The organism is Streptomyces sp. NPDC097129, assembly GCF_055668065.1.
Genome location: NZ_JBVOQE010000014.1, coordinates 50,915 through 73,823 on the forward strand (window position 1 = coordinate 50,915; position 22,909 = coordinate 73,823).

A 22,909-nucleotide genomic window follows, 5' to 3' on the forward strand; every position below is an offset into this window, starting at 1 on the left:
GCCGGAGACTCAACAGCGACTGAAGCGACTGAAGCTCGGGTATATCAGCCAAGTAGTGTGTGCGCGTGTGCGTCATATATAGAAGCCTTCAGTCGCTTCAGTCGCTAATCGGTTGCCTGTACCCGCGCTGACCTGCGTAAATGCTCGCAGCGACTGAACAGCGACTGAAGCCGCTTCAGTCGCTGCCCCGTACGTTGAGTCGCTGACCTTCCCTCTCGTGCCCCGCCGTCGACACGGAGTTGCGCCTCCTTCGCATGTGCTCACCTTCCCCACCGGCTCCGTTCGCTAGGCTGTGTCCATCGTTGAGTCGCTTCAGTCGCTGATAGGGGGTGCATATGTCTGCTGACCTGGGGTTTTCCGTCAGCGACTCAGGTCGGCCCGCCCCGAAGTCTTCAGTCGCTGAGCTCTCCCTCGCCACAGCCCGCTGGTGCGCCCGCCAGGGCTGGCCCGTCCACCCCCTCGCCGCGGGCCAGAAGACACCCGCTGCGAACTGCAGCAGCTGCCGAGCTCACCCCCACGCACCCGCCACCTGCGCCTGTCTGCCCGCAGGCCGCTGGTGCCACGGCTTCTACGCCGCCACCCTCGACCAGGACCGCATCCAGCAATGGTGGGGGACACACCCTCAGTTGGGGATCGGAGTCTCCTGCGGTCCGGCCGGCCTGGTCGTCATCGACATCGACGCGCACCCCGCCGAGCCACCGACCCGTGACCGCATCCTGCCCGGCATCCCGATCGGCGACCACGTCGACCTCACCGGCCTGGCCAACGGCTTCCACACCCTCGCCGTCCTGGCGGCCCTGCGCGGCCGGCCCAGCCCAGCCGAGGACGAGACCACCATGCGGGTACGCACACCCTCCGGTGGACTGCACGTCTGGTACCAAGTCACCGACAGCCGCCGCTGGCTGTCCTCCGTCGGCTCCAGCACCGGCCGCGCCCTTGCCTGGCAGGTCGACATCCGCGCCCACGGCAGCTACATCATCGCTCCCGGAACCACCACCCGCAGCGGCACCTACACTCCCATCGGGGGCAGCCGTCAGCCGGCCCCGCTGCCCGAGTGGCTCGCCCAGGAACTCGAGCGCACCGGCCACCTCCCGGCCCAGGCCATCCCGGCTCCCCGTCAGGTACCACCCCGGGCGCAGCAGGCAGTCCTTTCCGCGGGCGGCGGCCGCGGCCGCACCGAGCAGACCCTGGCCGCCGTCCTCGCCCCTGTCGAGGCCTGCGGCCAGGTCGCCGAGGGCGCCGGCTTCTCCGACGTCCTCAACCGCGCCGCCTACACTCTCGGCGGGCTCATCGCGGCCGGCCGTCTCCCGCAGGACGAGGCAGAACGGGCACTGAGGGAGGCCGCGGCCGCGGCCCGCCCGGGCCAAGACCGCCGCATCGACCAGATCATCCGCAGCGGGCTCACCGCCGGCCTCAAAAACCCCCTGCACGCGAGCGGGAGGCGCCCGTGACCTCGCCCTCGCCCTCACCCAACCCTGACATGCTCTTCGAGTTCGATCCCGAAGCCGTCGCCGCCCAGATCCGCGCCCAGGGCTCGTCCCTGCCGCTGCCGCCCCAGGGACACCCCGAACGTGCTGCGGGCCCCGGTGAGGCCACCGCACACGGCCTGTTGCCGGACACCCTCACCGACCGCGGCAATGCCAAGCTGTTCGTCAAGCTGTACTCCCGTGACTACCGGCATGTGCCCGGGATCGGCTGGTACCGGTGGGACATCACCCGCTGGCAGATGGATGAGGACGACACCGTCCTGTGGGCGGCCGGCGACCTCGCCGAGAACATCGCCACCCATGACCCCCGCGGCGTGTTCACCACCACCGCGCTGCAAAAGCACCGGCGCCGCGCCCTGTCGACGACCGGCATGAACGCCATGCTCGCCCAGGCCAAGTCCGCCCCCGGCATGGTCCTCAACGCCTCCCGCCTGGACGCCGACCCCTACGCCCTGTGCACTCCCGACGGCATCGTCGACCTGCGCACCGGAGTGACCAGAGCCCCGGACCCGAACAAGGACTTCCACTCCCGTTCAACGAGCGTCGGCCCCAAGCCCGCGCCCACCCCGCGCTGGCAGCGCTTCCTGACCGACACCTTCGGTGACGACACCGAAGGCCGGGAGATGATCGCCTACCTGCAACTGCTGCTCGGCTACTCCGTCACCGGGGACGTGGGCGCCCAGGTCCTCCCGTTCCTGTTCGGCTCTGGCAAGAACGGCAAGTCGGTCCTGCTGGACGTACTGATGAAACTCCTGGGCGACTACGCCGATGCCGCGCCCCCGGGCTTCCTCATGGCCAAGCCTTATGAAGGCCACCCCACCGACCTCGCCGAACTCCACGGACGCCGCGTCATCGTCTGTTCCGAGGTCAAGCCGGGTGACAAGTTCGACGAAGCCCGCGTCAAGCACCTCACCGGCGGCGACCGGATCAAGGCCCGCCGCATGCGGCAGGACTTCTTCAGCTTCGAGCCCACCCACAAGCTCTGGCTGCTGGGCAACCACCGCCCCGAGGTCGGAACCGGCGGCTTCGCCTTCTGGCGCCGCATGCGCCTGATCCCCTTCGAACGCGTCGTCCCAGACAACCGCAAGATCGACAATCTGGCGGACATCCTCGTCACCGAGGAAGGCCCCGGCATCCTCGGCTGGCTCATCGACGGTGCGCGCCGCTACCTCGCCGGCAACCGCGACCTCACCGGCCCCGAACGCGTCCGCATCGCCACCACCGCCTACGCCGAAACCGAAGACCACACCGGCCGCTTCTACGAAGAATGCTGCCTCCTCGCCCCCGAACTGCGCGCCGAGCAGACAGCCCTCTACGCCGCCTACAAGACGTGGTGCCACAATGAAGGGGCGCCGGCCATGTCGTCCCGGGCGTTCGCGGCCCGGACCAGGGAACTCGTGGGACTGGCCTCGCCCAAGGAGATGATCCTGTCCAACCAGCGCAAGCACTACCCGGGCATCGGACTGCTCACCGACGAGGAAAGGGAAGCCGGCTGATGAGCTCCCTGATCACCGAGGACGAGATCAGCCACGAGACCGACATCGTGTGGCTGGAGGACATCGACACCCTGGACTACGTCCGCCAGAGCCTGGACCGGCTGCCCACCCGCAAGGGCAAGCCCCCCTACCACCGCGACGGCCGCATGGTTGGCTACGCCATCCTCGGCGCCAGCGCCAAAGCCTCCCGCGCCTCAGGCACCTTCCGCCGCCGCGTCTTCTGGCTCCTGCCCCACGACCGCGACAGCCAGCCCAACGGCCTCTACGCCAAGAGCGCGCCCGCCGAAGCCGTCGACCCCCGCACCCTCGAACCACGCCTCAAGGGAGTCAAAACCGAACGTTCTGAGGGCGGCCCTCTCTCACCTGCCATACATGAGCACCGCACTCCTGCCTGAACCTGACTCGCGCCATCCAGGTTCCAGCGCGTGGCAGCACGTTCAGTGACATCTACGACGCGGACGTCTGAAGAAGTCGGCTGGTTTCGGGCCGTGCCCACGCTTGGTCAGTGCCGGCAGCTCACATCCCCCGCTCTGGGCCGTACCAGGGCTCGGGACGTTGGCTGGCTGACATCGGCAGGTGCTGCAGCTTCACAGGGCCTGGGTAGAAGGCTGAGCTGTTGGGGCCGGTCATGTCTTCGCCGATCAGGTAGCGATAGAGCCACTCGGTGAAGCTCATGCGGTGCTCTGCTCAGGTTTCGTCGTAGCTGACCACGAGCCTGGTGGTATCGGCGGCAGCGTCTAGGAAGATCGTCTCTCCTCGGTCGGTGCTCGCGATCGGCCACAGGCCGTTGCGGGTGCCGAAGCTCAACTCCTCGAGTCCGAAGAGTCGGCGTGGATCTTCGTCGGCGTCGAGTTCGTCCCAGGGCACCTCTGACCACGCCTGGCTGGTGCTCCGGATCCACTGGACCAGGTTCCAGCGCTCGGTCGCGGGGTGCTGAAGGTACAGGTGGCCGTTGAGTTGGATCGGGGCGTACGCGTCGACGATCACTTGGTAGTCGGGCGGCAGCCGTATGCCGAGATCGGCGTGGAGGCGGTTCCATGCCGACTGTTCTGCATAGCGGTTCTGGGTCGGTCCGAGCATCGTCATGGTGGCGGCCAGGTAGTCGGTCATGGGATACCTCGTCGGTACGGATCAATGCTGAGTAACAGGCCAGCGACGGGGGGATCGTCTGAAATCTGCGATGGGATCATGTCACTCTGCTGTTCTCGCCGGTCAGGGCCACATCCGGCACCACCAGATCAGGGCGGCTGCGGTCCGTGTGAAGGCCAGGAAGTGGTCGGCCTTGAGTTCCTAGCGACCGCGCAGGCGCCCGCATCCGGCCAGGCGGTGCAGACCGAGGTGGATGCTCACTACCAGGGGGTCTGGCGGTTCCGGACCCCGAACGCTGCCGCGTACAAGGGGCTGGGGCAGGCCTACGTTGACGGCCCGCAGTTTCGTTGGGCCTACGCCACAGTCGCTGCCGGACTGGCCGAGTACCAGCGCGATTCGATGGTCCGCCTACGCCGATGCCCAGCTGAGCTGAACCGACTGCTCACCCCGCCGGGGTCCTGCAGCCCCCGGCCCCTCGGGGGGGGGGGGGGGGGGGGCGGCGTCACACGTCTTCCGCTTCCCGTCCCCCCAGCGAGCGTGCCCATCCTGCCGTCATGCCTGCCCGACCCCCTGTGGGAGCAGTTCCTGGCCAACTCGTGGGCGCACGTGGTGGACGGGGGAGGCTGCGGCGTCGGTGATCTCAGCGAGAAGGGCCGGCACCCTTTGAGAGGGCCGGCCCTTGCTCTCCGCTCCGCGGAGCAGGCGGCGACGGTCATGCTGCCTGCTGTATCACCGGTTCAATCCGTGCCGACTGCCTGGGTGTTCTTGTGCTTGATCAGCAGGCCCAGCATCTTGTCGAACTCTTCGGGCGGCATCCGATGGATCAGGTAGTGTGCTGCGTCCGCACCGTCGTGGTAGGGGAACTTCTTCAACTGCCGGCTTTCCGCCCCAGCCGTTGCTTCGCTGCTGGTGGGCTGTACGGGCACCGACGGTGTGGCCGGCCCTGTTGCGGTGGCTGTCCTCTTCGGTGCCGGGGAAGGTTCCGTGTTCCCCCTGTCGGTGATTACGGCGTAATCACCGACAAGAGGTGGGTCTGACGCGACACTGTCGTGCGCGATGCCACCGCCGGGGGACTGGGTGATTACGCCGTAATCACCAGCGGGACCAGCTTCCGTGCCCTCTGCCCGGCCCTGCGCGGTGTTTTCCTGCTGAGCCTCGACCGGGCGGGTCCTGTTCTCCTCCTTCCTGGCGCGCTCCTTCTTCAGCTCCTTCAGTGCTGCTTCTTGCTGGTCGGCCGGTTTGTTGCCGACCGCGCGCAGAAGGTCGATGGGTTCCTCACCGATGCGCGCCTGCAGTGCGGGAGTCAGATGGAGCAGGGCCAGGCGCTGCGACACCCAGCCCTGCGAGCGGTGAAGGCGCTTGGCCAGGGCTCGCTGACTGCCGTGAATGGCCAGCAGCCGTTGAAGGGCGCGGGCTTCGTCGATCTCGTCGAGATCTTGCCGGTGGATGTTGGCGACGAGGGCGGACTCGAGGAGTTCCTCGGAGGTGGCCCCTTGGTCGTCGCTGACCATCACCTTGATCGTGGCCAGTCCGGCTTCACGAGCGGCGGCGAGGCGACTGCTGCCGTCGACCACGACGTGGGTGGTGTCCGGCTCGAGTGCGTCTTCCTGACGGGGATTGGCTTTGACGTAGGCGTCCCGGTTCATCACCGTGATGGCCTGCTTCTGCCCATGGGTCTTCAGGCTGCCGGCGAGGTCTGTCAGGTCGCCGAGGGTGGAGCGGGGATTGTCGGGGTTGAGGCTGATGCGGTGGACGGGGAGTTCTGTGGGGGCTGCGACGCCTTCGGTGGGGACTCCAGTGGCAGCGGCCACCGCCTGGCGGCGTGCGCTGACCGTGCGTACTGCCCCGCCGAAGCGGCCGGCGCCCAGCTGGTCGGCCTTGCTCACAGGACCTCCCTGGCGAGGGCTCGCATGGCGACGGCCTGCTGCGACTTGGGCGCGTAGGACAGCAGGGGCCTTTTCACCCGTACCGCTTCCTTCTGTTCCTTGAGGTCGCTGATGAGTCCGACAACCCGTGGATCCTTTATGTCGACCCACCCCTGGAGTGAGGAGGTGGCGATGTAGCCGCGGCGGGAGTCGTAGAGGTTGACGACGATGCCGAGGTAGTCGATGTCGACCTGCAGGTCGCTGCGGAGGTCGTCGATCTGTGTGGTGAGCAGTTCGTAGGCGTCTGCGGAGCTGTCCTCGGCCTGGACGACGATCAGGGCACCGGATTGGCCGGGCTTCTCACCGTCGCGACGCCGGCCGTAGTAGGCGGCGGCGTCCATGCTGAGGCCCAGGCTGGGCGGGCAGTCGACAATGATTACGTCGTAATCACCCTCCAGCGGGGCGAGAGCCCGCTCGAGAGCCGCCTCCCGGGCGCGCACCGCGGAGAGGCGAACGTCGAGCAGGAACGCGTCGTTGCAGGCAGGCAGAAGGTGCAGCCTGCCTCCGAAGTTGTCCTCGTCGACGGAGACGATGAGGTCGCGAAGGTCGCCCTTGGGGTCGCCCGCCATGTGGTTGGTAAGGCTGTCGCCGTGCATCGGCAGCGGTGCGGCTCCCAGTTGGTTGGTGAGATGGCACTGCGGGTCGAAGTCGATCAGTAGCACCTTCAGACCCGGACCGGGCAGGTTCTCGACCTCGAGCGGGTCCTCAGCCGAGGACGCTTGTGCTGCCGGCGTTTCGCTGTCCCTCAAGGCCTTGGTCAGTGCCCTTGCCACGCGCACGGGGTGCAGGGCGTCGGGGGACTCGGCCAGCGCCTCGCCGAGCCCCGCGGTGATCGCCGTCTTGCCGACACCGCCCTTCTGGTTGCAGACGATGATGCGGCGGGTGATCTCAGGCCGTTCGACTTCCGGGGCAGGGTTGGCGTCGAGCCACAGCTGGACGGACTGAGCCAGTCCCTGAATGAGCGAGACGCCTCGGTCGGCTGCGATCCGACGGAACTCGTCCCACTGCCCAACAGGCAGGAAAGTAGAGAAGGAATCGGAGCCGACGGTGTCGATGGCGGCCACGGAGGAGGCCAGGCTGCACCAGTCCCTGATGCCCTGCTCCACTGCGGTCTGGATTTCGACGCCGCGTTGGGCGGCTCTGACTTTGAGGTTCTGCCGGAGCCATCCCGGCAGTTTGGAGACGACCTTCTCGCGGTCGTTGGAGGAGGCTGGCGAACTCATGGGGACACCATACTAACGTTCGTGATCATCCGTCTCATCGACGCGTTAGTTAACAAACTCTGATGACCCGTTGGCTCGAGTGCCAGGTGATTACGTCGTAATCACCTGGCACGTCCTGACACTCCGGGACGGGGTGAGAAGGGTGATTGCCGCAGACGCGCCCAAAAGAGACGTCTAGTACGGACCACCGCGGAACAGCATGCTGCCGTGGTGACGCGGGCGGTCGCCTCGTTCGTGGGCTGCGTCGGAGCGGTCCGCGGGGGTCTTGAGCTGGGCAAGGGCCCGGAGGGTTGCCAGGCCGGCCAGTACGTCGTCACGACGCTTGAAGGACTTCATCCAACTCGGCAGTCGGGGGAACATCGCCCTCGTCGGGGAGGCGTAACGCTCACGCAGGCGGGCGCCCACGTAGGCATCGAGGGCGTCGATGTGGTCTGTGTTGTAGGCCCACAGAATCCGCCCCGCGCAGCGGGTCTGAAGCCAGAGCGGCCGCCGGAAGAAGGGGTCCTCGGTGCCGCCGGGTACCGCGCCGACCAAACCGGCGCCCCGCATCTCGGCCGTCCAGTTGTCGACCGCACCGCATCCGTCACAGGCGAGCCGGCGGGGCTGAAAGAGCAGGGCGCTGAAGTACTTCGGTTCCGCGACGCCCGGCAGAGGTACGACGAGCGCGCGGCCACCGCACCTCGGGCAGACAACGAGCACCCGGCCGGTGAACTGGACGAGCCACTGGCCGTGGTCGCGGTGGCGCACCGGATGAGGGTGCGCGGGCTCAGAGTTCATGACGGACACCCTGCCAGGCGCGATCCCGCCCCGTCGGCAGGGCTACTTTCCGTTGCCGCGCAGTGCGCCGCGGGACTCACTTGAGCCCCGGCGACACCATGCCGCGGTGGGCGCCGCTCGGCTCTTTGCGGGCCGGCTGAGCGACCCAGCGATGACTGATGGCGTCGCTCAGCCGATGATGTTCAGTCGGCATGTTCAGGCGGGTCGTCGAACCCTGTGCACAGTCACGGAACGCGGGTTACTCTCAATCCGGGCCCGGCACCGTATCCCCCGTCGGTGCCGGGCCCGAATTCCGAACGACCGGGCGGCACATCCTTGCCGGCCGAGGACTACCCGGCGCGGTTCGATTCCCCTCTCTCGTTCCAGGTCGCCGGGCGTCCTTGCCACACGCGGTGGTCTTCGGGGAACCCCATGGCCACCAGGCAGTTGATCAGCATGCCGTGGGCCATGAACGTGGTTGTCTCATCGATGTCGGCGCCCAGCGCCAGGTGGACCGTGTCCCACAGACGCATCCATCCTGCGCGCACGGCCTCACCGAATTCGTGGTCACCTTCGGCTTCGGCGGCTGCCACGGCGAGATACAACTGCATCTGCATCATCAGCCGCTCGGGCTGCTCGGCGATGACCTTGACATAGGCATCCGTCATCGCCTGCAGGGCCTCGACGCCGTGCAAGCCTTTTGAAGCCTCCTCGAACGTGGTCAGGGTGTCGTCCACGCAACGTTCCGCCACCGCCAGGAAGATGCCGCGCTTGCCGGGGAACAACCGGAAGAGGTACGGCTGGGAAACGCCGACCCGTTTGGCGATCGCTGCCGTCGACGTGCCGTGGTATCCGCCTCGCGCGAATGCGGCGGTCGCCGCACGGATGACGCTCTCGCGCCGCTCTTCTGCACTCATCCTGGCCATAGCGAACAGTTAGTGAGCCTGCTCCTCACAGCGTCAAGGGCTTCCCAGCCCTCCCGCTTCCCCTTCGGTCCGTCGCCGGCGCCGTTCACGCGGTGCCTGGGCCAGGCGGCACATGCCCGGACACGGGCGTGACCGGGCATGTTCGTGCTGCGGAGGAGGGCCTGCCCGGCCGGCCAAGTGAGCACGCAGAAAGAAGCCCGTCAGCGCCGCACTGACAAGTTCGGTAGGAGCAGACGAGTACCGGCTGGGGCACATCGGGGGCGGGGCGTGCGTCCCCAGGGGCGCGGGTCGGCTACGGGATGCGCCGGCTCAGGATGTGGTCGGCGGCCTGAGCGACGTCGGCGGCAGCGTGGTCGTGGTGGGGGAGGGGGACGTCGCCGCACGACGCTTCGTCGCGTATCCATATGGTCCGCAACCCAGCCTTGTGGCCGCCGGTCAGGTCGGTTTCCGGGTCTGCTCCGATCATCCAGCCGCCGGGGCCGAGTTGGGTACCGCACCGTGCGGCGGCGAGTTCGAACAGCCGTGGATCGGGGGCGCGGACGTCGATGTCGCCGGAGACGGCGATGCCGTCGACGAGGTCGGTCACTCCCGCGGCCTGAAGTTTGGTGCGCTGGAGATCGGAGGGACCGTTCGTGACGATCCCGGTTCTCCAGCCGGCGGCCTTCAGCTGTACCAGAGCGTGTAGGACTGTCGGTGAGGGGCGCAGCTGGGCTGCAGTGCGTGCGAGGAACGTGCGCCACAGATATTCGGCGTCCTCGGTGACGGGGAAGGTCGTGCGCAGCCGGTCGAAGTCGTTTCGCTCCGCTTGGTCGGACAGCTCTGTCAGCAGCCACCCCTCGATGTCAGGACCGTAATCGTGGTCGCGGCTGAGCGCCGTCAGGGCCTTGCGGACGAGCCCGCGCTGGACGAGGGTGCCGTCGAGCCCGAAGAGTGCCAGTTTCATGTCGCGGTTCCTCCTGCGGATGGTCGGTGGATCACTGGTGGAGTGCGAAGTTTGAGAGCGCGGTGCTCTTGGGGGCAGCTTGATCGTGCAGAAGGTGTGCCTGCGCCAGGCGTCGCAGGCCGGCGAGGAGTACGTCGCCCAGCACGGTGGTCACGACCAGGGCCTCGTTGGCCTGGCTCGTGGTGTCGCAGGCGGCCCTGAGATCGGCTGCGGTCGAGGCCTCGGCGGCTCGCGCATAGGCATCGATGTGCTCGGCGGTGCCGCCTTGGCCCAGCCCGCGCAGGGCACCGAGCGCCCCAGCCGCTGTGACGACCGCCGGAGTGTCGAGGGAGACGCGCCAGCCCCACCGGCGGGCCAGGGCGACGATCTCCGACAAGGCGGCCTCGTGATCGGCCTCTTGTTCCGAGGGCGTCCCGTAGCCGGCCGGGGGCACGAGGCCGGTGCGTACCAGTTCGCCGGGCGTGAGATCGGAGGTGTCCAGGGCTGTCAGCACGTCCTTGACCACCTCGACGGACAGGCCGCCGACGTGGATCAGCGCGCGGATGAGCCGTAGCCGGTGCAGGTGGTGCTCGCCGTAGCGCATCTGGTTCGTGTGGACACGCTCACCCGGCTTGAGCAGGCCCTCGCGCAGGTAGTACTTGATCGTGGCGGTGGACACGCCGCTTGATTCACTGAGTTGCGCAAGTTTCATGCGCGGTCCCTTCTGTGGGAAGTCAGCATGTGGGAAGTGGTTGCCACCCGGCCGGGATCCCTAGCGTGACGGGAAGCACGCACAGACCTTGACCGGAGTCGGAACCTGCAGGAGAGCTCATGGACCACGGGCACGGAGTACACGGCATGAGCGGAATGGGCGGCATGGGCAGCACAGTGTCGTCCCTGGACACCCTGGGCGCCGTCTTCTTCATCGGCTGGGCCGTCGCGATGTGGGCAGCCGTTGTGGTGCTTGCCTTCGGCAACCGGGGGCAGGTGCGCCCCTGGCTGTACAAGACCGCGATGGCCCTGATCGGGCTCGGAGTGGTCGGGCAGATCGGGCACTTCCAGGAACATGTGGCCCAAGTCGGGTACTGGGTGGCGCATCCGTACTCCCCGGCGTGGATGACTCCCTGGGCGAACGGTCTGTCCCGCGGCATGGGCCAGGTCGACCCCAGCAAGCCCATGCTCGGCATGGAGATCCTCCACCTGGTCGGCAACTTCATCTTCCTGGCAGGGCTCGTCGGCATCGCGCAGATCACCCGACGGGCCGCAGGAGCGCTCAAGTCCCGCAAGTGGGCGAAGATGGGCGTGTGGATGCAGACCATCCACGGTCTGGAGCACGTGGTGCTGACCCTGTCCGTCGCGCTCGGCGCCAGCCGCGCCATCGGGCTGTCCACGTGGTTCGGGCTGATCGAGCCAGGCCCGGCGCTCGTGACGTATCGCGTGTGGTGGCACTTCGTCGCCAACCTGATCGGCACGGCCATCATGGCCATCGCGGTCTACCACCTCTGGAAGGAACGGCGCGCGGTCAAGGCCGGGTACGAGCCCCCTGTGGCCGGGGCGGGCGAAGCGAGTGGAACTGCGCCGGCTTCCCCCGCGGAGGACGCCGGATCCGAGCAGGACCTGGTGCCTGAGCCCATCCCGGCCGGGCGTTTCTGACAGTCCCCGTCCGCGCCGGCCTCCGAGGGGGTGGTGCCCCCCATGTCGGGCAAGGCGCGGCAGCGCCAGCACAGACCGTGCGGGGTGGGGCGGCCGCAGGCGCCGCTCCTTCCCGGGCAGCGGCTCCCGTCCCCCGGCTCGGTGGGAACCGGGCCGGGGCGGCAGTCGCGGCAGAGCCCGAAGTGCCCCGGACGGTGCGGGCGTTCGCACCCGGGGCAGCAGATGCTCATACGGCGCGCGGGGGCCGGTTCTGGGGCGGCGGAGTCGGAGCTGTTCGGTCTGCCGTTGCCCTCGGCCGCCCCCCGGCGCGGGCGAGGGACGCCGCTGCGACGAGCCGCCGCACGCTCCGCCACCACCTCCCGGCAGACAGGGCAACGCGCGCCGGTGGACCACAGGACGCCCGTTTCGCAGTCCGGATGCGCGCAACCCCAGCGGGGGAGTGCGACACCCAACAGCCAACGGCCCACGTCGCGGACATCGGCGAGGACGGTCTGCGCGAGGCGTTGGGTGAGTCTGTCCCGCAGGCGTGCCACGGGCGTGCCGTCGGCGAGCTGCCGGGCGATCTCCTGGCCGATCCGACGCTGAACGTAGGTGTTGACCTCACCGAGCAGGAAGCGGACGGGCTCCAATACGGCGTGCAGCCGGCCGCTGAACGTCAGCAGTGGTCCGCGGTACGGCTTCTTTCGGATGGGGGAGGGGCGGGGTTCGTCATCCGCGCGCAGCGCGAGCACACCTGGTTCCCGCGAGGCAGACCGGTTCTCGAGCGGAGCTTCGACGGGTTCATCCACCGTTACCTCGCCTACGGCGGATGAGACAGGCGCAGCGTCGTTCTCAGGTCGGTCAGTCCTCAGGTCTTCCTCATACGCGAGGGAACGCTCATCAGCGCCGGAACCCGATGAGTCGTCAAGTAAGGCGGAGGCCAAGGCCGGTTGGGCGTTGACGGTGAACCGGTGGCGCCCTTGGAACCCGGCCCGGCGAACCACACCGATCCAGCCCGAGGCCGCCAGTTCGTCGACGATGCGGCCCGCCGCGTCGATGGTGATCGCTTCGCCGGCCCGGGGGCCGGAATGGTGACGCAGGAAGCCTGCGAGGATGCCCTCGGTCAGGGGGATCTTCTGCACGACGGCGTAGGCGATGACGGCGTACGCGCGCAATGCGCGCGGCCGGAGGTGTTCGCTCGCGGCCACGGGCAGCCAGATGAACCGCTCAGTGCGTTGCAGCGGGCGTACCCGGCGGCGGGCGGTGGTACCCCGGCCGCCCGGCAGTGACCGGCGAGTGCTGGAGGGGAGTTCGATGACACCGTCGGGTGCCGGGGCCCGGAGCTGCGCCAGGCTTCGCTGGACCGTCGAGGCCGAGAGACCGAGGTATCGGGCGAGGGTGGCCACGCCTGCTGTGCAGCCTTCCTGACGCAGGCCGAGGGCCTTGACCTTGATGTAGACGCTGAGAGCTGCGTCGGAGTAGTGAGGCGATTCGACGAGCCGCATCGGCACCTTCACCCGTCCACGAGGCAGGGAGACGGCGCCGGAGTGCGGGGAGGCAGCCGGGCAGTCCCTGGGGGAGTCGGTGGCATGGAAATAGCCTCCCGCCAAGCAAAGTTGCTCGGAGGGCTGGTGAATGACGGAACTCTGGTTCATCATGGAGAGGTCTCTGTGCAGAGGCATGCGGAAGCCGTCGTTCGGCGGCTGAAGGGTTCGGGCAGAACCTGGCATCGCGCGTTTCTGGGCTGGCACCCAGAAACGGGCCTTCGCCCGCCGAGTTGGCAGCTCGACGGGCGGTGAGAGAAGACCGCGGACCCCAGCGTCGGCACGCTGGGGGACGGTCAGCGACAGTCCCCTGGCAGGGCACGAGTCGCCGTTCTCGCTCTACATCATTCCCCCAAATGTGAGCGTGGCGTACCTGCGGAAGCGGTGGCCCCGGGCCTCAGACCGAGGCGGCGTCCGCCAGCTCTGCTGTCGCGGTGAAGGCGAAGGAACCTTTCTGTCTGGCATTCACGCGCATCCCGCGGCGCATGCCGGATGCAGTGGACGTGGTCGGTATCTGCTCGGCCTCGATCCAGCAGGGCTCGTCGAACTCGACGTAGCGGTTGAACGAGACATCCAGCGACACGGGCAGTACCGCGCCGGCCTGTGCGGGGTCCATCGCATGGCCGGCCTGCCGGACGGCTTCCAGCAGGAGCATGCCCGGCACGTGGTCCACGGGGTGGTCGAACAGCACGGGATGGCTGGTGTCGACGCGCAGTTGCCAGCAGCTGCTCTGCTCGGTCGGCGACAGGACGATGTCCTGCTGGCGCAGGCGGCCGACGGCGGCCCGCGAGACCGGCTCGAGTGGTCCCGGAACGGCCGCGAAGATCTCCTCGACGTTTCGGCCCGCCCGCAGACGCTGGTAGACCGCGGGGGAGTGGCTGTTGAACCGGATGCTGGCCATGGCCAGCAGGGAACCTGCGCGAACGGCCTCGAGGTGCATGACCATGGTGCGCGGCACTTTGCCCTGGTACTTGATGTCCGAGCAGGTCACGTGCAACTCGACCTCTGCGGGCGTCGGTTCGATGCGCAGCGCCTGCGGGTTGAGCGCGTACTGCAGGCGCGACCAGCTGATCTGGTGGCCGAACGGCATGTGGTAGCCGACATGCATGAGCAGCAGACCGCACTGCCGCACCGTCTCACTCAGCAGAAGCGGGTCGTACAGGCCGTGCTCGGAGCTGTAGAAGCTGTGGCTGCGCGGCCACTGCGCGGTAACCGTGAAGCTGTCGGGCCCCCCCTTGCTCCAGCCGGTCAGGAACACTTCCGACACTGCCGCGCGGTGCACGTACTCCCGTGCAACGGTGGTGGTCAGCACGGGCTGTCTTACCGCGTCGGGTCGTTCCGTGGTCGTGAGCATGCCTCTCCCCCTGCGCTCGTATGCGGAGGCCCCTCTCTACCGATCTAGGGGGGCCGACATGTAAAATAAGGGTGTTCGTTTTTTTTGTCGAGAGAGTCGGGGCAACATGGCCGAGCCAAAGCAAGAGAGGGCAGTACGAACGCGAGAAGCGATCATGACTGCGGCCGCCGAGGTCTTCGACGAGTACGGGTACAGCGGCGCGAGCATCAGCAAGATCATGAATCGCGCCAACGTCACGCAGGGCGGAATGTACTTCCACTTCAAGTCGAAGCGGGAGCTGGCCCTGGCTGTCCTGACCCACCAGCAGGAGTTCGTCGCGCCCCCGTCCGGGGATTACGGCCTCCAATGTCTTGTTGACCTCACCTTCTTCACCGCGCACCAGTTGGTCAACAACGTGCTGTTCCGGGCGAGCGTACGACTCGCCGTCGAACAGGGCGAGTTCGGGCAGCGCGACGACACGGCCTATCAGGAGTGGGTCGAACAGGTGTACGTCCACCTGCGTGCCGCGCGCGAGCAGGGGGAGCTGCTTCCCGACGTCGACGAACGGGAATTCGCCAACGTGCTGGTGGGCGCCTACACCGGAACGCAGATCTTCTCCAACATCTCCAGCGGGTACGCCGACCTTCCCGGACGGCTGGCCTCGTTGTGGCGCTACCTCCTCCCGGCCATCGCAACTGCCCAGGGCCGGGCCCGGGTGAGCCTGCCCGCGGACGCCACGAGGCTCGCCGCATGAGACCCAAGCGCATCGTCCTGACCGGGGCCACCGGCTTCATCGGATCGGCGGTGCTGCGCAGGCTGGCCCGATTACGGGACGACGCCGGCGGGCCCGCGGGCCTTTTCGTCCGTGTGGTCGGCAGACGACTGCCCGCCGGCACCGCCGCGCTGGTCGACGAATGGACGCCTGCCGACCTCGCGGAGCCCGGCAGTCTGCGGGGAGTCTGCGAAGGGGCGGACGTGCTGCTCCACCTCGCGGCCTCGCAGAGCTCCGACGAAGGGCACAGTAGGGCCGTCAACGTCCATGGGTCCGCCGCGCTGATGGGTGAGGCGGCACGCTCCGGGGTCGGGCAGATCGTGCATCTGTCGACAGCGGCCGTCTACGGGCCGGGGCCGCACAGCGGCACGGGCGTGGACGAAGTCGTCCCCGCCCCACTGTCCGTCCCGAGCCGCACCCGGCTGGCCGGTGAGAAGCACGCACTGGCAGCCGGGGCCTGCGTGCTGCGTCCCGGCCTCGTTCTGGGACAAGGAGACCGGTGGGTCGTGCCCGCCGTCGCTGAACTCCTCAGGGCCGTACCGGCCTTGTGGGACGGCGGCCGCGCACGCGTCTCCATGGTCGCCGTGGACGACCTCTCGCGCCTCGTCACGCACATCGCCACGGTGTCCCCCCTGCCCGGACCCCGCGTCTGGCACGCCAGCCACCCCGAACCCGTCGTCACACGCGACCTGCTGGCGGCCCTGTCCCGGCACCTCGGCCTGCCGGCGGTCTCGGCCGATCTCGCCTGGGACGAGTGCCGGGCCCGGCTGCAGCAGTCCGCATGCAAGCTGAGCGAGCGCCAGTTCGCGCTGATAGCGCGCGATCACTGGTACGACAGCCGCGCGATCTGGCGTGCGGCGCGATGCGACCCCGGCCCGGGTCCGCTGACCCGGCTGCCGCAGGCCGCATCATGGTACCGATCGCTACTCGCGCTCGGACCCGAGCACGACGGCTGACGTGCCGAGGCCGGCCGACTCCACCGGGGTCACGCGCACAGGATCGCCAGGCGCGTTCGCCCGGGCGTCGACCGCGACGCCCGCGATGGCCAGCTGCCAGAGCCGCTTGAGCTGAGCCACCGCGCTCTCGAACGCCGCGTCCGAGCCCACACCCCCGCGCAGGTAGGCCTCCGCCCCGCTGGTCAGGTACTCCACCAGCATCGTGACGTCCGCGGGCAGAGCAGCCGCACGAAGTTGACCGGTTTCATGCGCCTCATCCAGGAGTTCGCGCACCGCCGGCAGCCAGACCTCCGACCACGGCACGGCGTGCGGCAGCTCGCGGCTGAGCCGGATCGCGGCGCGGACGGAAGGCTCCCGCTCCATCAACCAGGCCAAAGTCAACGTCAGATCGACCACCGCGCGAAGAGCGGAACGGTACTCGGCCAGGACGCCGTCCACCGCAGCCCGGGTCACCGACCGTCCCACCTGCTGAACCGCGTCCGCCAGTTCACTCTTGGACGCGAAATGAAAGGTGACGGCACCTATGGACACGCCGACCGACTTGCTGACGCGCGACAGTGACGTACCGTCGTAGCCGGCCCGGTCGAACTCCGACGCCGCCGCCTTGACCAGGGCCTCACGCGTTCGCAAGGCCCTCTCCTGCTTCACCATTCCGTCTCCTGAAGAGGGCTGCCGGCCGCCGGGATACGCGCGGGCATGCTCCGCGAGCAGCGCGCCGCTGTGCTGTCCGTGCCCGAGCCGAAGATCGCCTCAGACCACCACCTTTGCGCCATGCGCCGACTTCGGGCAACCCGTAGTTGCCCAAGACGCGTGAGGAGGCGGTCACGCCTGCGGAGTTGACGGCTGTGCAGGTCAGAGCCGCTGCCGCACACGCCGTACCGAAGGCTGGGATGCCGCAGCGGTGCGAGAGCGGCATCCGTGTCGTACGACGCGGCGGGGGCCGACTTGGCGAAGTGCATCCGGGGACTCTCCTTAGTCGCGAAAAAAAGAGGGCGTTCGCTATTATTTTAGCGTGGCCAGCAGTCGCCGGCCGATGTCAGGGAGGGAAATTGCCATGGTCACGCACGCTTTGAAGGCTCCACAGGCCTCACTCCCCGTCTTCGCGGAGAGCGTCTTCGAGTGCCTGCCGCGCAGCGACCAACGACGCTGGGCGCAGACCTACGTGGAGGGCCTGCTCGTCACGGAGGGCAAGAAGTCGGTCCGGCGACTGGCCGCGGCAGTCGCCGGATCACCCGCCGCCGCGCAGTCACTGCACCAGTTCGTCAGCGCCAGCCCCTGGGACTGGATGCCGGTCCGAGCCGAACTCACCCGGTGGGTGGAGCCGCGTCTCGTCCCGCGCGCCTGCGTGGTCAGCCCGGCGATGCTGCGCAAGCGCGGGGAACACTCCTGCGGAGTGCACCGCCGCTTCCTGGCCTCCAGCGGCCGCTCGGTCACCTGCCAGGTGGGCATCGGTATGTTCCTGTCCTCCTACGACCGGGCCATGCCGGTCGACTGGCGCCTGCTACTCCCCGGCTCCTGGGTGAAGGACCAGGAACGCCGCACACGGACGCGGATCCCGGCCGAGGTGGGCCCCCGCTCCGTGGAGCAGCATGCCCTCGACCTCGTGGACACGCTCGCCGGCAACAGCCGTACCGCAGCTTTGCCGGTCGTCGCCGACGTGGAAGCCGCCGGCGGAACCCACGCCACCTCCCTGATCCAGGGACTGGCCCTGCGCGGGCGCGACTTCCTGATCGCCGTCCCGGACCGTCTGCAGGTCGCCGTGGGCCGACGCCTGCGGATGCAGAGCCCGAACGGCGAGGACGGCCAGGGCCTGGTGCTCGCGGCCCGCAGCCTTTTCGAGTTCGACGCCGGCACCCTCACCCGGATGGAGAGCGTGGCCCCCTGGAACGGACGCGGCCGGCACATCACCGTCATGTCCGCCTTCGTACGACTGCCCAGGACAGGCCAGGGCGGCGAGCGCATCGACCGCACCTACCGCCTGTTCGCCGTCCGTCCCGAGGCCGGACGCCGCCCCTTCCACCTGTGGCTGACCAGTCTCACCCACACCCGCATGGAGTCGGTACTGGCACTGACGAGCACACTCGCCCAGGCGGAGAGGTCCGTGCGCGCGATGTCGGACGACTGCGGTCTGCTCGACTTCGAGGGGCGCTCCTACCCCGGCTGGCACCACCACATGACGCTGGTGTCCGCCGCCTACGCCTACAGCCGCCTCGGCCAGCCTCCCACCGACGGCGGACAGCGCATGCGGATGGCGGCCTGAACTCCCCGCAAAAACCCTGACAGTTCGCCAAGTCCAGTACCTTCACACAACCCACCCGTGCCTAGAGTGATCGCATGCTGAGACACACGTACGAGGGACAGGACTGCAGTCTCGCCCGCTCCCTGGAGGTGATCGGGGAACGCTGGACCCTGCTGATCATCCGCTCCGCGCTCCTCGGCACCACGCGCTTCGACGGGTTCCTGTCCCACCTGGACATGGCACGCAACGTGCTCTCCTCCCGGCTGAACCGGCTGGTGGAGCACGGCATCATGGAACGGGTGCCCTACCAGGACAAGCCCGTACGCCACGAATACCGGCTCACCCCGGCAGGCCGGGACCTGACCCGGGCGGTCGTCGCCCTGATGCAGTGGGGGGACCGCAACCTGCCGCAGGAGCTCGGCCCGCCGCGGCGAGCCGACCACCGCGGCTGCCAGGGCACCGTCGAGGTCGAGCTGCACTGCTCACACTGCGGGCGCGCCGTGCACGACGAAGAGGTGAACGTCCGCCCCATCCGCTGACCCGGCGCACAGCGCACGGACGAAGATGCCTGCCTGGAGCCGGGTCGATGACCATGGCAGCCCCGCCGCCGGTAAGGGAGCGCGGCGCTTACGAGGAGGCGTCCGTGCCGGCACTGGGAGCGCTGCGCAGGCTTGTCATGGCTCCGTCCCTGGACGAAGTCGGCTTCGCGCGACGAGGGTTCCGCGTCGAACCCACCGAACGCACACGACAGCTGGAAGCCGTACCACAGGCGGTGGTGACCGGCTTCGAATGGGGCATCGAGGACCGGGACACCGCCACCACCGAGCGCCGTCTGGCGCTTCTCGACCCGCTCAACCGTGGTTTCGCCTACGAGGGCGCCACCATGGCCTGCGCGATCCGCGACGCGATGGGCCTCAGCGGCCACCGCACCGCCGATCTGCTGCGCGGCGGCGGCAGGCCCCACATCTTCCTCAACTACATCGGCATCGGCTTCGCCATGGCCAAGCTGCCCAGGCCGCTGTGGAAGAAGCTCGTGCCGAAGTTCGACGAGCCCGAGCTCTACCCGGCGATGAGCTGGCTGTGCGTCGACGGCTACGGCTTCGACCGCGCCTACTTCGACACCCGCACCTGGGTGGAAGGACAGCGCCTCGACGCCCCCTACGCCTGGGACGGCACCCCCTCCTACTGGCATCGCGCCTTCGACCAGGGCATCGGCCGCGCACTGTGGTTCATCCACGGCGGCCACGTGCGCAACGTGTCCGCGGCCGTACGGGCGTTCGCCGGTGACCGCCGGGCGGACCTGTGGAGCGGCGTCGGCCTCGCCGCCACCTTCGCCGGCGGCACCACGGCGGCCGACCTGAACACACTGCACACAGAGGCGGGCGACCTCGCCGACCACCTCGCACAAGGCGCGGTGTTCGCGGCCAAAGCCCGCGACCACGCCGGCCACGTCCCGGAACACAGCAGTGCCGCCGTCCACGCCTTCACCGGGCGCACGGTCGAGGCCGTCGCGCGCCTCGCCGACGACTGCGCCGCCGCCGCACCACAGGACGGCATCGGGCCCGCCTACGAGGTCTGGCGCCGCAACGTGCGCCGGCAATTGAACACAGCCGTTGTTTGAGCACATCTGGAGTAGACGCCCCTCCGAGCCCCCTGACTACATTCGATTCGCTGGCGGATTTCAGGGATTCGAGAGGGGCGGTTCACTGCGGTGTCCAATTTCTTTGGTGCGTTCAGGCGTCGAATGCTCACACCTCCGGTCTCCGAGACGACCATGGAGGTACGCGGATTTCACGTGAAGAACGCGGAAGCAAAGCAACGCCTCGAGTACATCGGTGAGGTGTTCCTGAAGGGGTACGCCTACGCGGTGGAAGCGGGCTCACCCGCCGAAGCCGAGGAACTGCTGGAGAGCGTCCCGCGGGACATGCGCGGCTTCGCCTACGAAGGCGCCGGCATGGGCGCGGCGGTGTACGACTCACTGCCCGGACACGGCGGCCGCCTCCAGGGACTGCTGGCCGGCCAGGGCCGCCACCACGACTACATGATCTACGTCGGCATCGGCTGGGCGATGGCCCGCCTGCCCAAGCCGCTGTGGCCCGACATCCGCTCCACCGACCCGCTGCTGCGCTGGCTGGCCCTGGACGGTTACGGCTTCCACCAGGCCTACTTCAAGACCGACGCGTACGTGCGCACCCCGAACGGGCAGCACCCCTTCCGCTGGCGCGGCGGCCACAACCACTACACGGCCAACGCCATCGACCAGGGCATCGGCCGCGCCCTGTGGTTCGTCGGCGGCACCGACCCCGACGTCGTCACCGACCTGATCCGCGCCTACCCCGAGCGCCGCCACGCCGACCTGTACGCCGGCGCCGGACTCGCCTGCGCCTACGCCGGGGGCGTCAGCGAGGACGAGCTCGCCCACTTCGTCGAGGGCGCCGGCGAGCACCGCTGGGCGCTCGCCCAGGGATCCGCGTTCGCCACCGAGGCACGCGTCAAGGCCGGCACGGTCATCGACCACACCCACCTCGCGGCCCGCGTCGTATGCGGCACGACGGCCGACGGCGCCGCGCAGGTGTGCCGCGACACCCGGCCCCGGTCGCCGAAGACCCCCGGACCGTTCCCGGCCTACGAGGCCTGGCGCCACGACATCGCCGCGCAACTCGCTTCCTCGTCGCTCGTTTCGAAAGGTGCTGACCAGTGACGGTCGCAAAGAACTGGATTCGCAGAAATTCGCCGGGAATCGTCGCCCTGGCCCTCATGGTCGGCACTTTCTACGGCGTCCGGCTGCCTGAGTCCTCGGCCGCCGAAATCGACAACCTGGCAAAGAACTTCTCGTTCGAGCCGATGTCCATCGCCGAGCCCGCCGGATTCAAGAAGCAGGAGGTCCGACAGGTCAACAAGGCGTACAAGCACATCGAGGCCTGGATATCCTCGGTCGGTGCCGGTATCGCCGTGAACGACCTGGACGGGGACGGCCTGCCCAACGACCTCTGCGTCGTCGACCCGCGCATCGATCAGGCCTTCGTCACCCCGGCGCCGACGCGCAACAACGGGTACGCGCCGTTCGCGCTGAACCCGGCGCCGCTGGGCACCAGCACGACGATGGCCCCGATGGGCTGTGTGCCCGGCGACTACAACGAGGACGGCAAGACCGACCTCCTCGTCTACTACTGGGGCCGCACGCCGGTCATCTTCCTGAACCAGGGCCACAAGGGGCAGCCGCTGACCGCCCACTCCTTCCGGCCCACCGAGCTGCTGCCCGGCAAGTCCGGCACGACGTACACCGGCCCGCTGTGGAACTCCAACGCCGCCGCCGTCGCCGACTTCGACGGTGACGGGCACGACGACATCTTCATCGGCAACTACTTCCCCGACAGCCCCGTCCTGGACCCGACCAAGGACGGCGACGTCACCATGAACGCCTCGCTGTCGCACGCCACCAACGGCGGCGGCGGCCACTTCTTCCGCTGGACGAAGAACGGCTACGAGAAGGTCGACGACGCCATCCCGCAGGGCCTCAACCACGGCTGGACGCTCGGCGCCTCCGCCGCCGACCTGGACGGCGACCACCTGCCGGAGATGTTCCTCGCCCACGACTTCGGCACCTCCGCGCTGCTCTACAACAAGTCCAAGCCGGGCAAGATCAAGTTCGCCGAGGTCAAGGCCGTGCACAGCGGCGCCGTGCCCAAGTCCAAGGAACTGGGCCGCAGCTCGTTCAAGGGCATGGGCGTCGACTTCGGCGACCTGAACCACGACGGCCTGTACGACATGTTCGTCAGCAACATCACGACGTCGTTCGGTATCCAGGAGTCGAACTTCGCCTTCGTCGACCAGGCCAAGAGCAAGGCCGACCTGCGCAAGAGCTTCCAGAACGGCGAAGCGCCGTTCAAGGACAAGTCCTCCGGCCTCAACCTCGCCTGGTCCGGCTGGGGCTGGGACGTGAAGATGGGCGACTTCGACAACAACGGCGACCTGGAGATCACCCAGGCCAACGGCTTCGTCAAGGGCAAGACCAACCGCTGGCCGCAGCTGCAGGAGCTCGCCACCGCCAACGACGCGCTCGTGCCCAACCCGCAGTGGTGGCCCAACGTCCGCCACGGCGACGACCTGGCCGGCAGCCAGCGCATGCGCTTCTACGTCAAGGACCCCTCGACCGGCAAGTACGTCAACCTCTCCGAAGCCCTCGGCATCGGCGAGCCGACCCCCACCCGCGGCCTCGCCACCGCCGACGTCGACGGCGACGGCCGCCTGGACCTGGCGGTGGCCCGACAGTGGGGTGATCCGGTCTTCCTCCACAACGTCAGCCCCCACCCCGGCGCCTCCCTGGGACTGACCCTGACCCACCCCGACGGCGCCCCCGTCGTCGGCGCGGAGGTCTGCGTCCAGCTGCCCGACGGCACCAAGCGGATCGACCGCATCGACGGCGGCGGCGGCCACTCCGGCAAGCGCAGCACCGACATCCACATCGGCCTCGGCAAGGGGATCACGGGCCCGCTGCCCACCCAGATCACCTGGCGCGACCGCAACGGTGACGTCCACGAGCAGGAGCTGACCCTGAAGCCGGGACGGCACACCATCGAACTCGGCGACCTGGCCAAGGAGAAGTGAC

At 68.6% G+C, this 22,909-nt stretch carries 24 protein-coding genes; 14 read left to right on the forward strand and 10 right to left on the reverse strand.

What is annotated here, in order from left to right; genetic code table 11:
- Positions 1-335: 335 nt before the first annotated feature.
- From AC0B9F_RS32500 to AC0B9F_RS32510, 3 genes are read left to right on the forward strand one after another with little or no spacing between them, the layout of a single operon-like run.
- A complete protein-coding gene (locus AC0B9F_RS32500) occupies positions 336-1,451 on the forward strand; it encodes a bifunctional DNA primase/polymerase (RefSeq protein WP_472008603.1) in 1,116 nt (371 codons plus the stop codon).
- A gap of 29 nt (positions 1,452-1,480) precedes the next feature.
- The gene (locus AC0B9F_RS32505) at positions 1,481-2,983 is read left to right on the forward strand and encodes a DNA primase family protein (protein ID WP_472008742.1); all 1,503 of its coding nucleotides are present in this window, start codon (positions 1,481-1,483) and stop codon (positions 2,981-2,983) included.
- Positions 2,983-3,378, forward strand: coding sequence for a DUF6009 family protein (locus AC0B9F_RS32510; protein ID WP_472008604.1), 396 nt, complete (start codon positions 2,983-2,985; stop codon positions 3,376-3,378). Before AC0B9F_RS32505 ends, AC0B9F_RS32510 begins: the two co-directional genes overlap by 1 nt.
- Positions 3,379-3,499: 121 nt before the next feature.
- Here the strand turns inward: AC0B9F_RS32510 and AC0B9F_RS32515 are convergent, their stop codons facing one another.
- A complete protein-coding gene (locus tag AC0B9F_RS32515; RefSeq protein WP_472008605.1) occupies positions 3,500-3,658 on the reverse strand; it encodes a hypothetical protein in 159 nt (52 codons plus the stop codon).
- Positions 3,659-3,670: 12 nt separating this feature from the next.
- Positions 3,671-4,093: an OrsD domain-containing protein gene (locus AC0B9F_RS32520; protein ID WP_472008607.1), complete on the reverse strand. Its 423-nt coding sequence runs from the start codon at positions 4,091-4,093 to the stop codon at positions 3,671-3,673.
- 78 nt (positions 4,094-4,171) lie between these two features.
- On the opposite strand from AC0B9F_RS32520, the gene AC0B9F_RS32525 reads away from it, so the two are divergent.
- On the forward strand, positions 4,172-4,903 hold the full coding sequence (locus AC0B9F_RS32525; RefSeq protein WP_472008609.1) for a TipAS antibiotic-recognition domain-containing protein: 732 nt from the start codon (positions 4,172-4,174) through the stop codon (positions 4,901-4,903).
- On the opposite strand, the gene AC0B9F_RS32530 is transcribed toward AC0B9F_RS32525, so the two are convergent.
- The 6 genes from AC0B9F_RS32530 to AC0B9F_RS32555 all read right to left on the reverse strand — a co-directional run bounded on the left by AC0B9F_RS32530 (position 4,810) and on the right by AC0B9F_RS32555 (position 10,536).
- Complete coding sequence (locus AC0B9F_RS32530) at positions 4,810-5,958, reverse strand: ParB/RepB/Spo0J family partition protein (RefSeq protein WP_472008611.1); 1,149 nt, start codon at positions 5,956-5,958, stop codon at positions 4,810-4,812. The genes AC0B9F_RS32525 and AC0B9F_RS32530 overlap by 94 nt on opposite strands.
- Positions 5,955-7,220 (reverse strand): ParA family protein, encoded by a 1,266-nt coding sequence (locus AC0B9F_RS32535; RefSeq protein ID WP_472008612.1) that lies wholly within the window; start codon positions 7,218-7,220, stop codon positions 5,955-5,957. Before AC0B9F_RS32535 ends, AC0B9F_RS32530 begins: the two co-directional genes overlap by 4 nt.
- A 174-nt stretch (positions 7,221-7,394) precedes the next feature.
- Complete coding sequence (locus AC0B9F_RS32540; protein ID WP_472008614.1) at positions 7,395-7,997, reverse strand: hypothetical protein; 603 nt, start codon at positions 7,995-7,997, stop codon at positions 7,395-7,397.
- Positions 7,998-8,326: 329 nt separating this feature from the next.
- Complete coding sequence (locus AC0B9F_RS32545; protein ID WP_472008616.1) at positions 8,327-8,902, reverse strand: TetR/AcrR family transcriptional regulator; 576 nt, start codon at positions 8,900-8,902, stop codon at positions 8,327-8,329.
- 292 nt (positions 8,903-9,194) lie between these two features.
- On the reverse strand, positions 9,195-9,845 hold the full coding sequence (locus AC0B9F_RS32550; RefSeq protein WP_472008618.1) for an HAD family hydrolase: 651 nt from the start codon (positions 9,843-9,845) through the stop codon (positions 9,195-9,197).
- A gap of 31 nt (positions 9,846-9,876) precedes the next feature.
- Positions 9,877-10,536, reverse strand: a complete 660-nt coding sequence (locus AC0B9F_RS32555; protein WP_472008619.1) for a MerR family transcriptional regulator — start codon at positions 10,534-10,536, stop codon at positions 9,877-9,879.
- A 119-nt stretch (positions 10,537-10,655) separates the two neighbouring features.
- Here AC0B9F_RS32555 and AC0B9F_RS32560 point away from each other — a divergent pair, with 119 nt between their 5' ends.
- From AC0B9F_RS32560 to AC0B9F_RS32570, 3 genes are all read left to right on the forward strand, one after another.
- Positions 10,656-11,477 (forward strand): DUF6008 family protein, encoded by an 822-nt coding sequence (locus tag AC0B9F_RS32560; RefSeq protein WP_472008621.1) that lies wholly within the window; start codon positions 10,656-10,658, stop codon positions 11,475-11,477.
- 416 nt (positions 11,478-11,893) lie between these two features.
- Complete coding sequence (locus AC0B9F_RS32565; RefSeq protein WP_472008623.1) at positions 11,894-12,289, forward strand: hypothetical protein; 396 nt, start codon at positions 11,894-11,896, stop codon at positions 12,287-12,289.
- A gap of 138 nt (positions 12,290-12,427) precedes the next feature.
- On the forward strand, positions 12,428-12,745 hold the full coding sequence (locus tag AC0B9F_RS32570; protein ID WP_472008625.1) for a hypothetical protein: 318 nt from the start codon (positions 12,428-12,430) through the stop codon (positions 12,743-12,745).
- A 652-nt stretch (positions 12,746-13,397) separates the two neighbouring features.
- On the opposite strand, the gene AC0B9F_RS32575 is transcribed toward AC0B9F_RS32570, so the two are convergent.
- On the reverse strand, positions 13,398-14,312 hold the full coding sequence (locus tag AC0B9F_RS32575) for a ScbA/BarX family gamma-butyrolactone biosynthesis protein (protein WP_472008626.1): 915 nt from the start codon (positions 14,310-14,312) through the stop codon (positions 13,398-13,400).
- Between the two features lie 148 nt (positions 14,313-14,460).
- Between AC0B9F_RS32575 and AC0B9F_RS32580 the strand changes: the two genes are divergently transcribed.
- Together AC0B9F_RS32580 and AC0B9F_RS32585 are read left to right on the forward strand one after the other, a co-directional pair.
- Positions 14,461-15,087 carry a ScbR family autoregulator-binding transcription factor gene (locus tag AC0B9F_RS32580; RefSeq protein WP_472008628.1) on the forward strand — a complete coding sequence of 209 codons (627 nt, stop codon included), beginning with the start codon at positions 14,461-14,463 and terminating at the stop codon, positions 15,085-15,087.
- Positions 15,084-16,061, forward strand: a complete 978-nt coding sequence (locus AC0B9F_RS32585) for an NAD-dependent epimerase/dehydratase family protein (RefSeq protein ID WP_472008630.1) — start codon at positions 15,084-15,086, stop codon at positions 16,059-16,061. The genes AC0B9F_RS32580 and AC0B9F_RS32585 overlap by 4 nt, the downstream gene beginning before the upstream one ends.
- On the opposite strand, the gene AC0B9F_RS32590 is transcribed toward AC0B9F_RS32585, so the two are convergent.
- Positions 16,029-16,712 carry a TetR family transcriptional regulator gene (locus tag AC0B9F_RS32590; protein WP_472008631.1) on the reverse strand — a complete coding sequence of 228 codons (684 nt, stop codon included), beginning with the start codon at positions 16,710-16,712 and terminating at the stop codon, positions 16,029-16,031. The genes AC0B9F_RS32585 and AC0B9F_RS32590 overlap by 33 nt on opposite strands.
- A gap of 403 nt (positions 16,713-17,115) precedes the next feature.
- Between AC0B9F_RS32590 and AC0B9F_RS32595 the strand changes: the two genes are divergently transcribed.
- From AC0B9F_RS32595 to AC0B9F_RS32615, 5 genes are all read left to right on the forward strand, one after another.
- A complete protein-coding gene (locus AC0B9F_RS32595) occupies positions 17,116-18,321 on the forward strand; it encodes an IS701 family transposase (protein WP_472008632.1) in 1,206 nt (401 codons plus the stop codon).
- A 74-nt stretch (positions 18,322-18,395) separates the two neighbouring features.
- Positions 18,396-18,839: a winged helix-turn-helix transcriptional regulator gene (locus tag AC0B9F_RS32600; RefSeq protein WP_472008634.1), complete on the forward strand. Its 444-nt coding sequence runs from the start codon at positions 18,396-18,398 to the stop codon at positions 18,837-18,839.
- Between the two features lie 104 nt (positions 18,840-18,943).
- On the forward strand, positions 18,944-19,921 hold the full coding sequence (locus AC0B9F_RS32605) for a DUF1702 family protein (RefSeq protein ID WP_472008635.1): 978 nt from the start codon (positions 18,944-18,946) through the stop codon (positions 19,919-19,921).
- Positions 19,922-20,011: 90 nt separating this feature from the next.
- A complete protein-coding gene (locus AC0B9F_RS32610; RefSeq protein ID WP_472008637.1) occupies positions 20,012-21,001 on the forward strand; it encodes a DUF1702 family protein in 990 nt (329 codons plus the stop codon).
- Between the two features lie 56 nt (positions 21,002-21,057).
- The gene (locus AC0B9F_RS32615) at positions 21,058-22,908 is read left to right on the forward strand and encodes a CRTAC1 family protein (RefSeq protein ID WP_472008743.1); all 1,851 of its coding nucleotides are present in this window, start codon (positions 21,058-21,060) and stop codon (positions 22,906-22,908) included.
- Position 22,909: the final 1 nt, after the last annotated feature.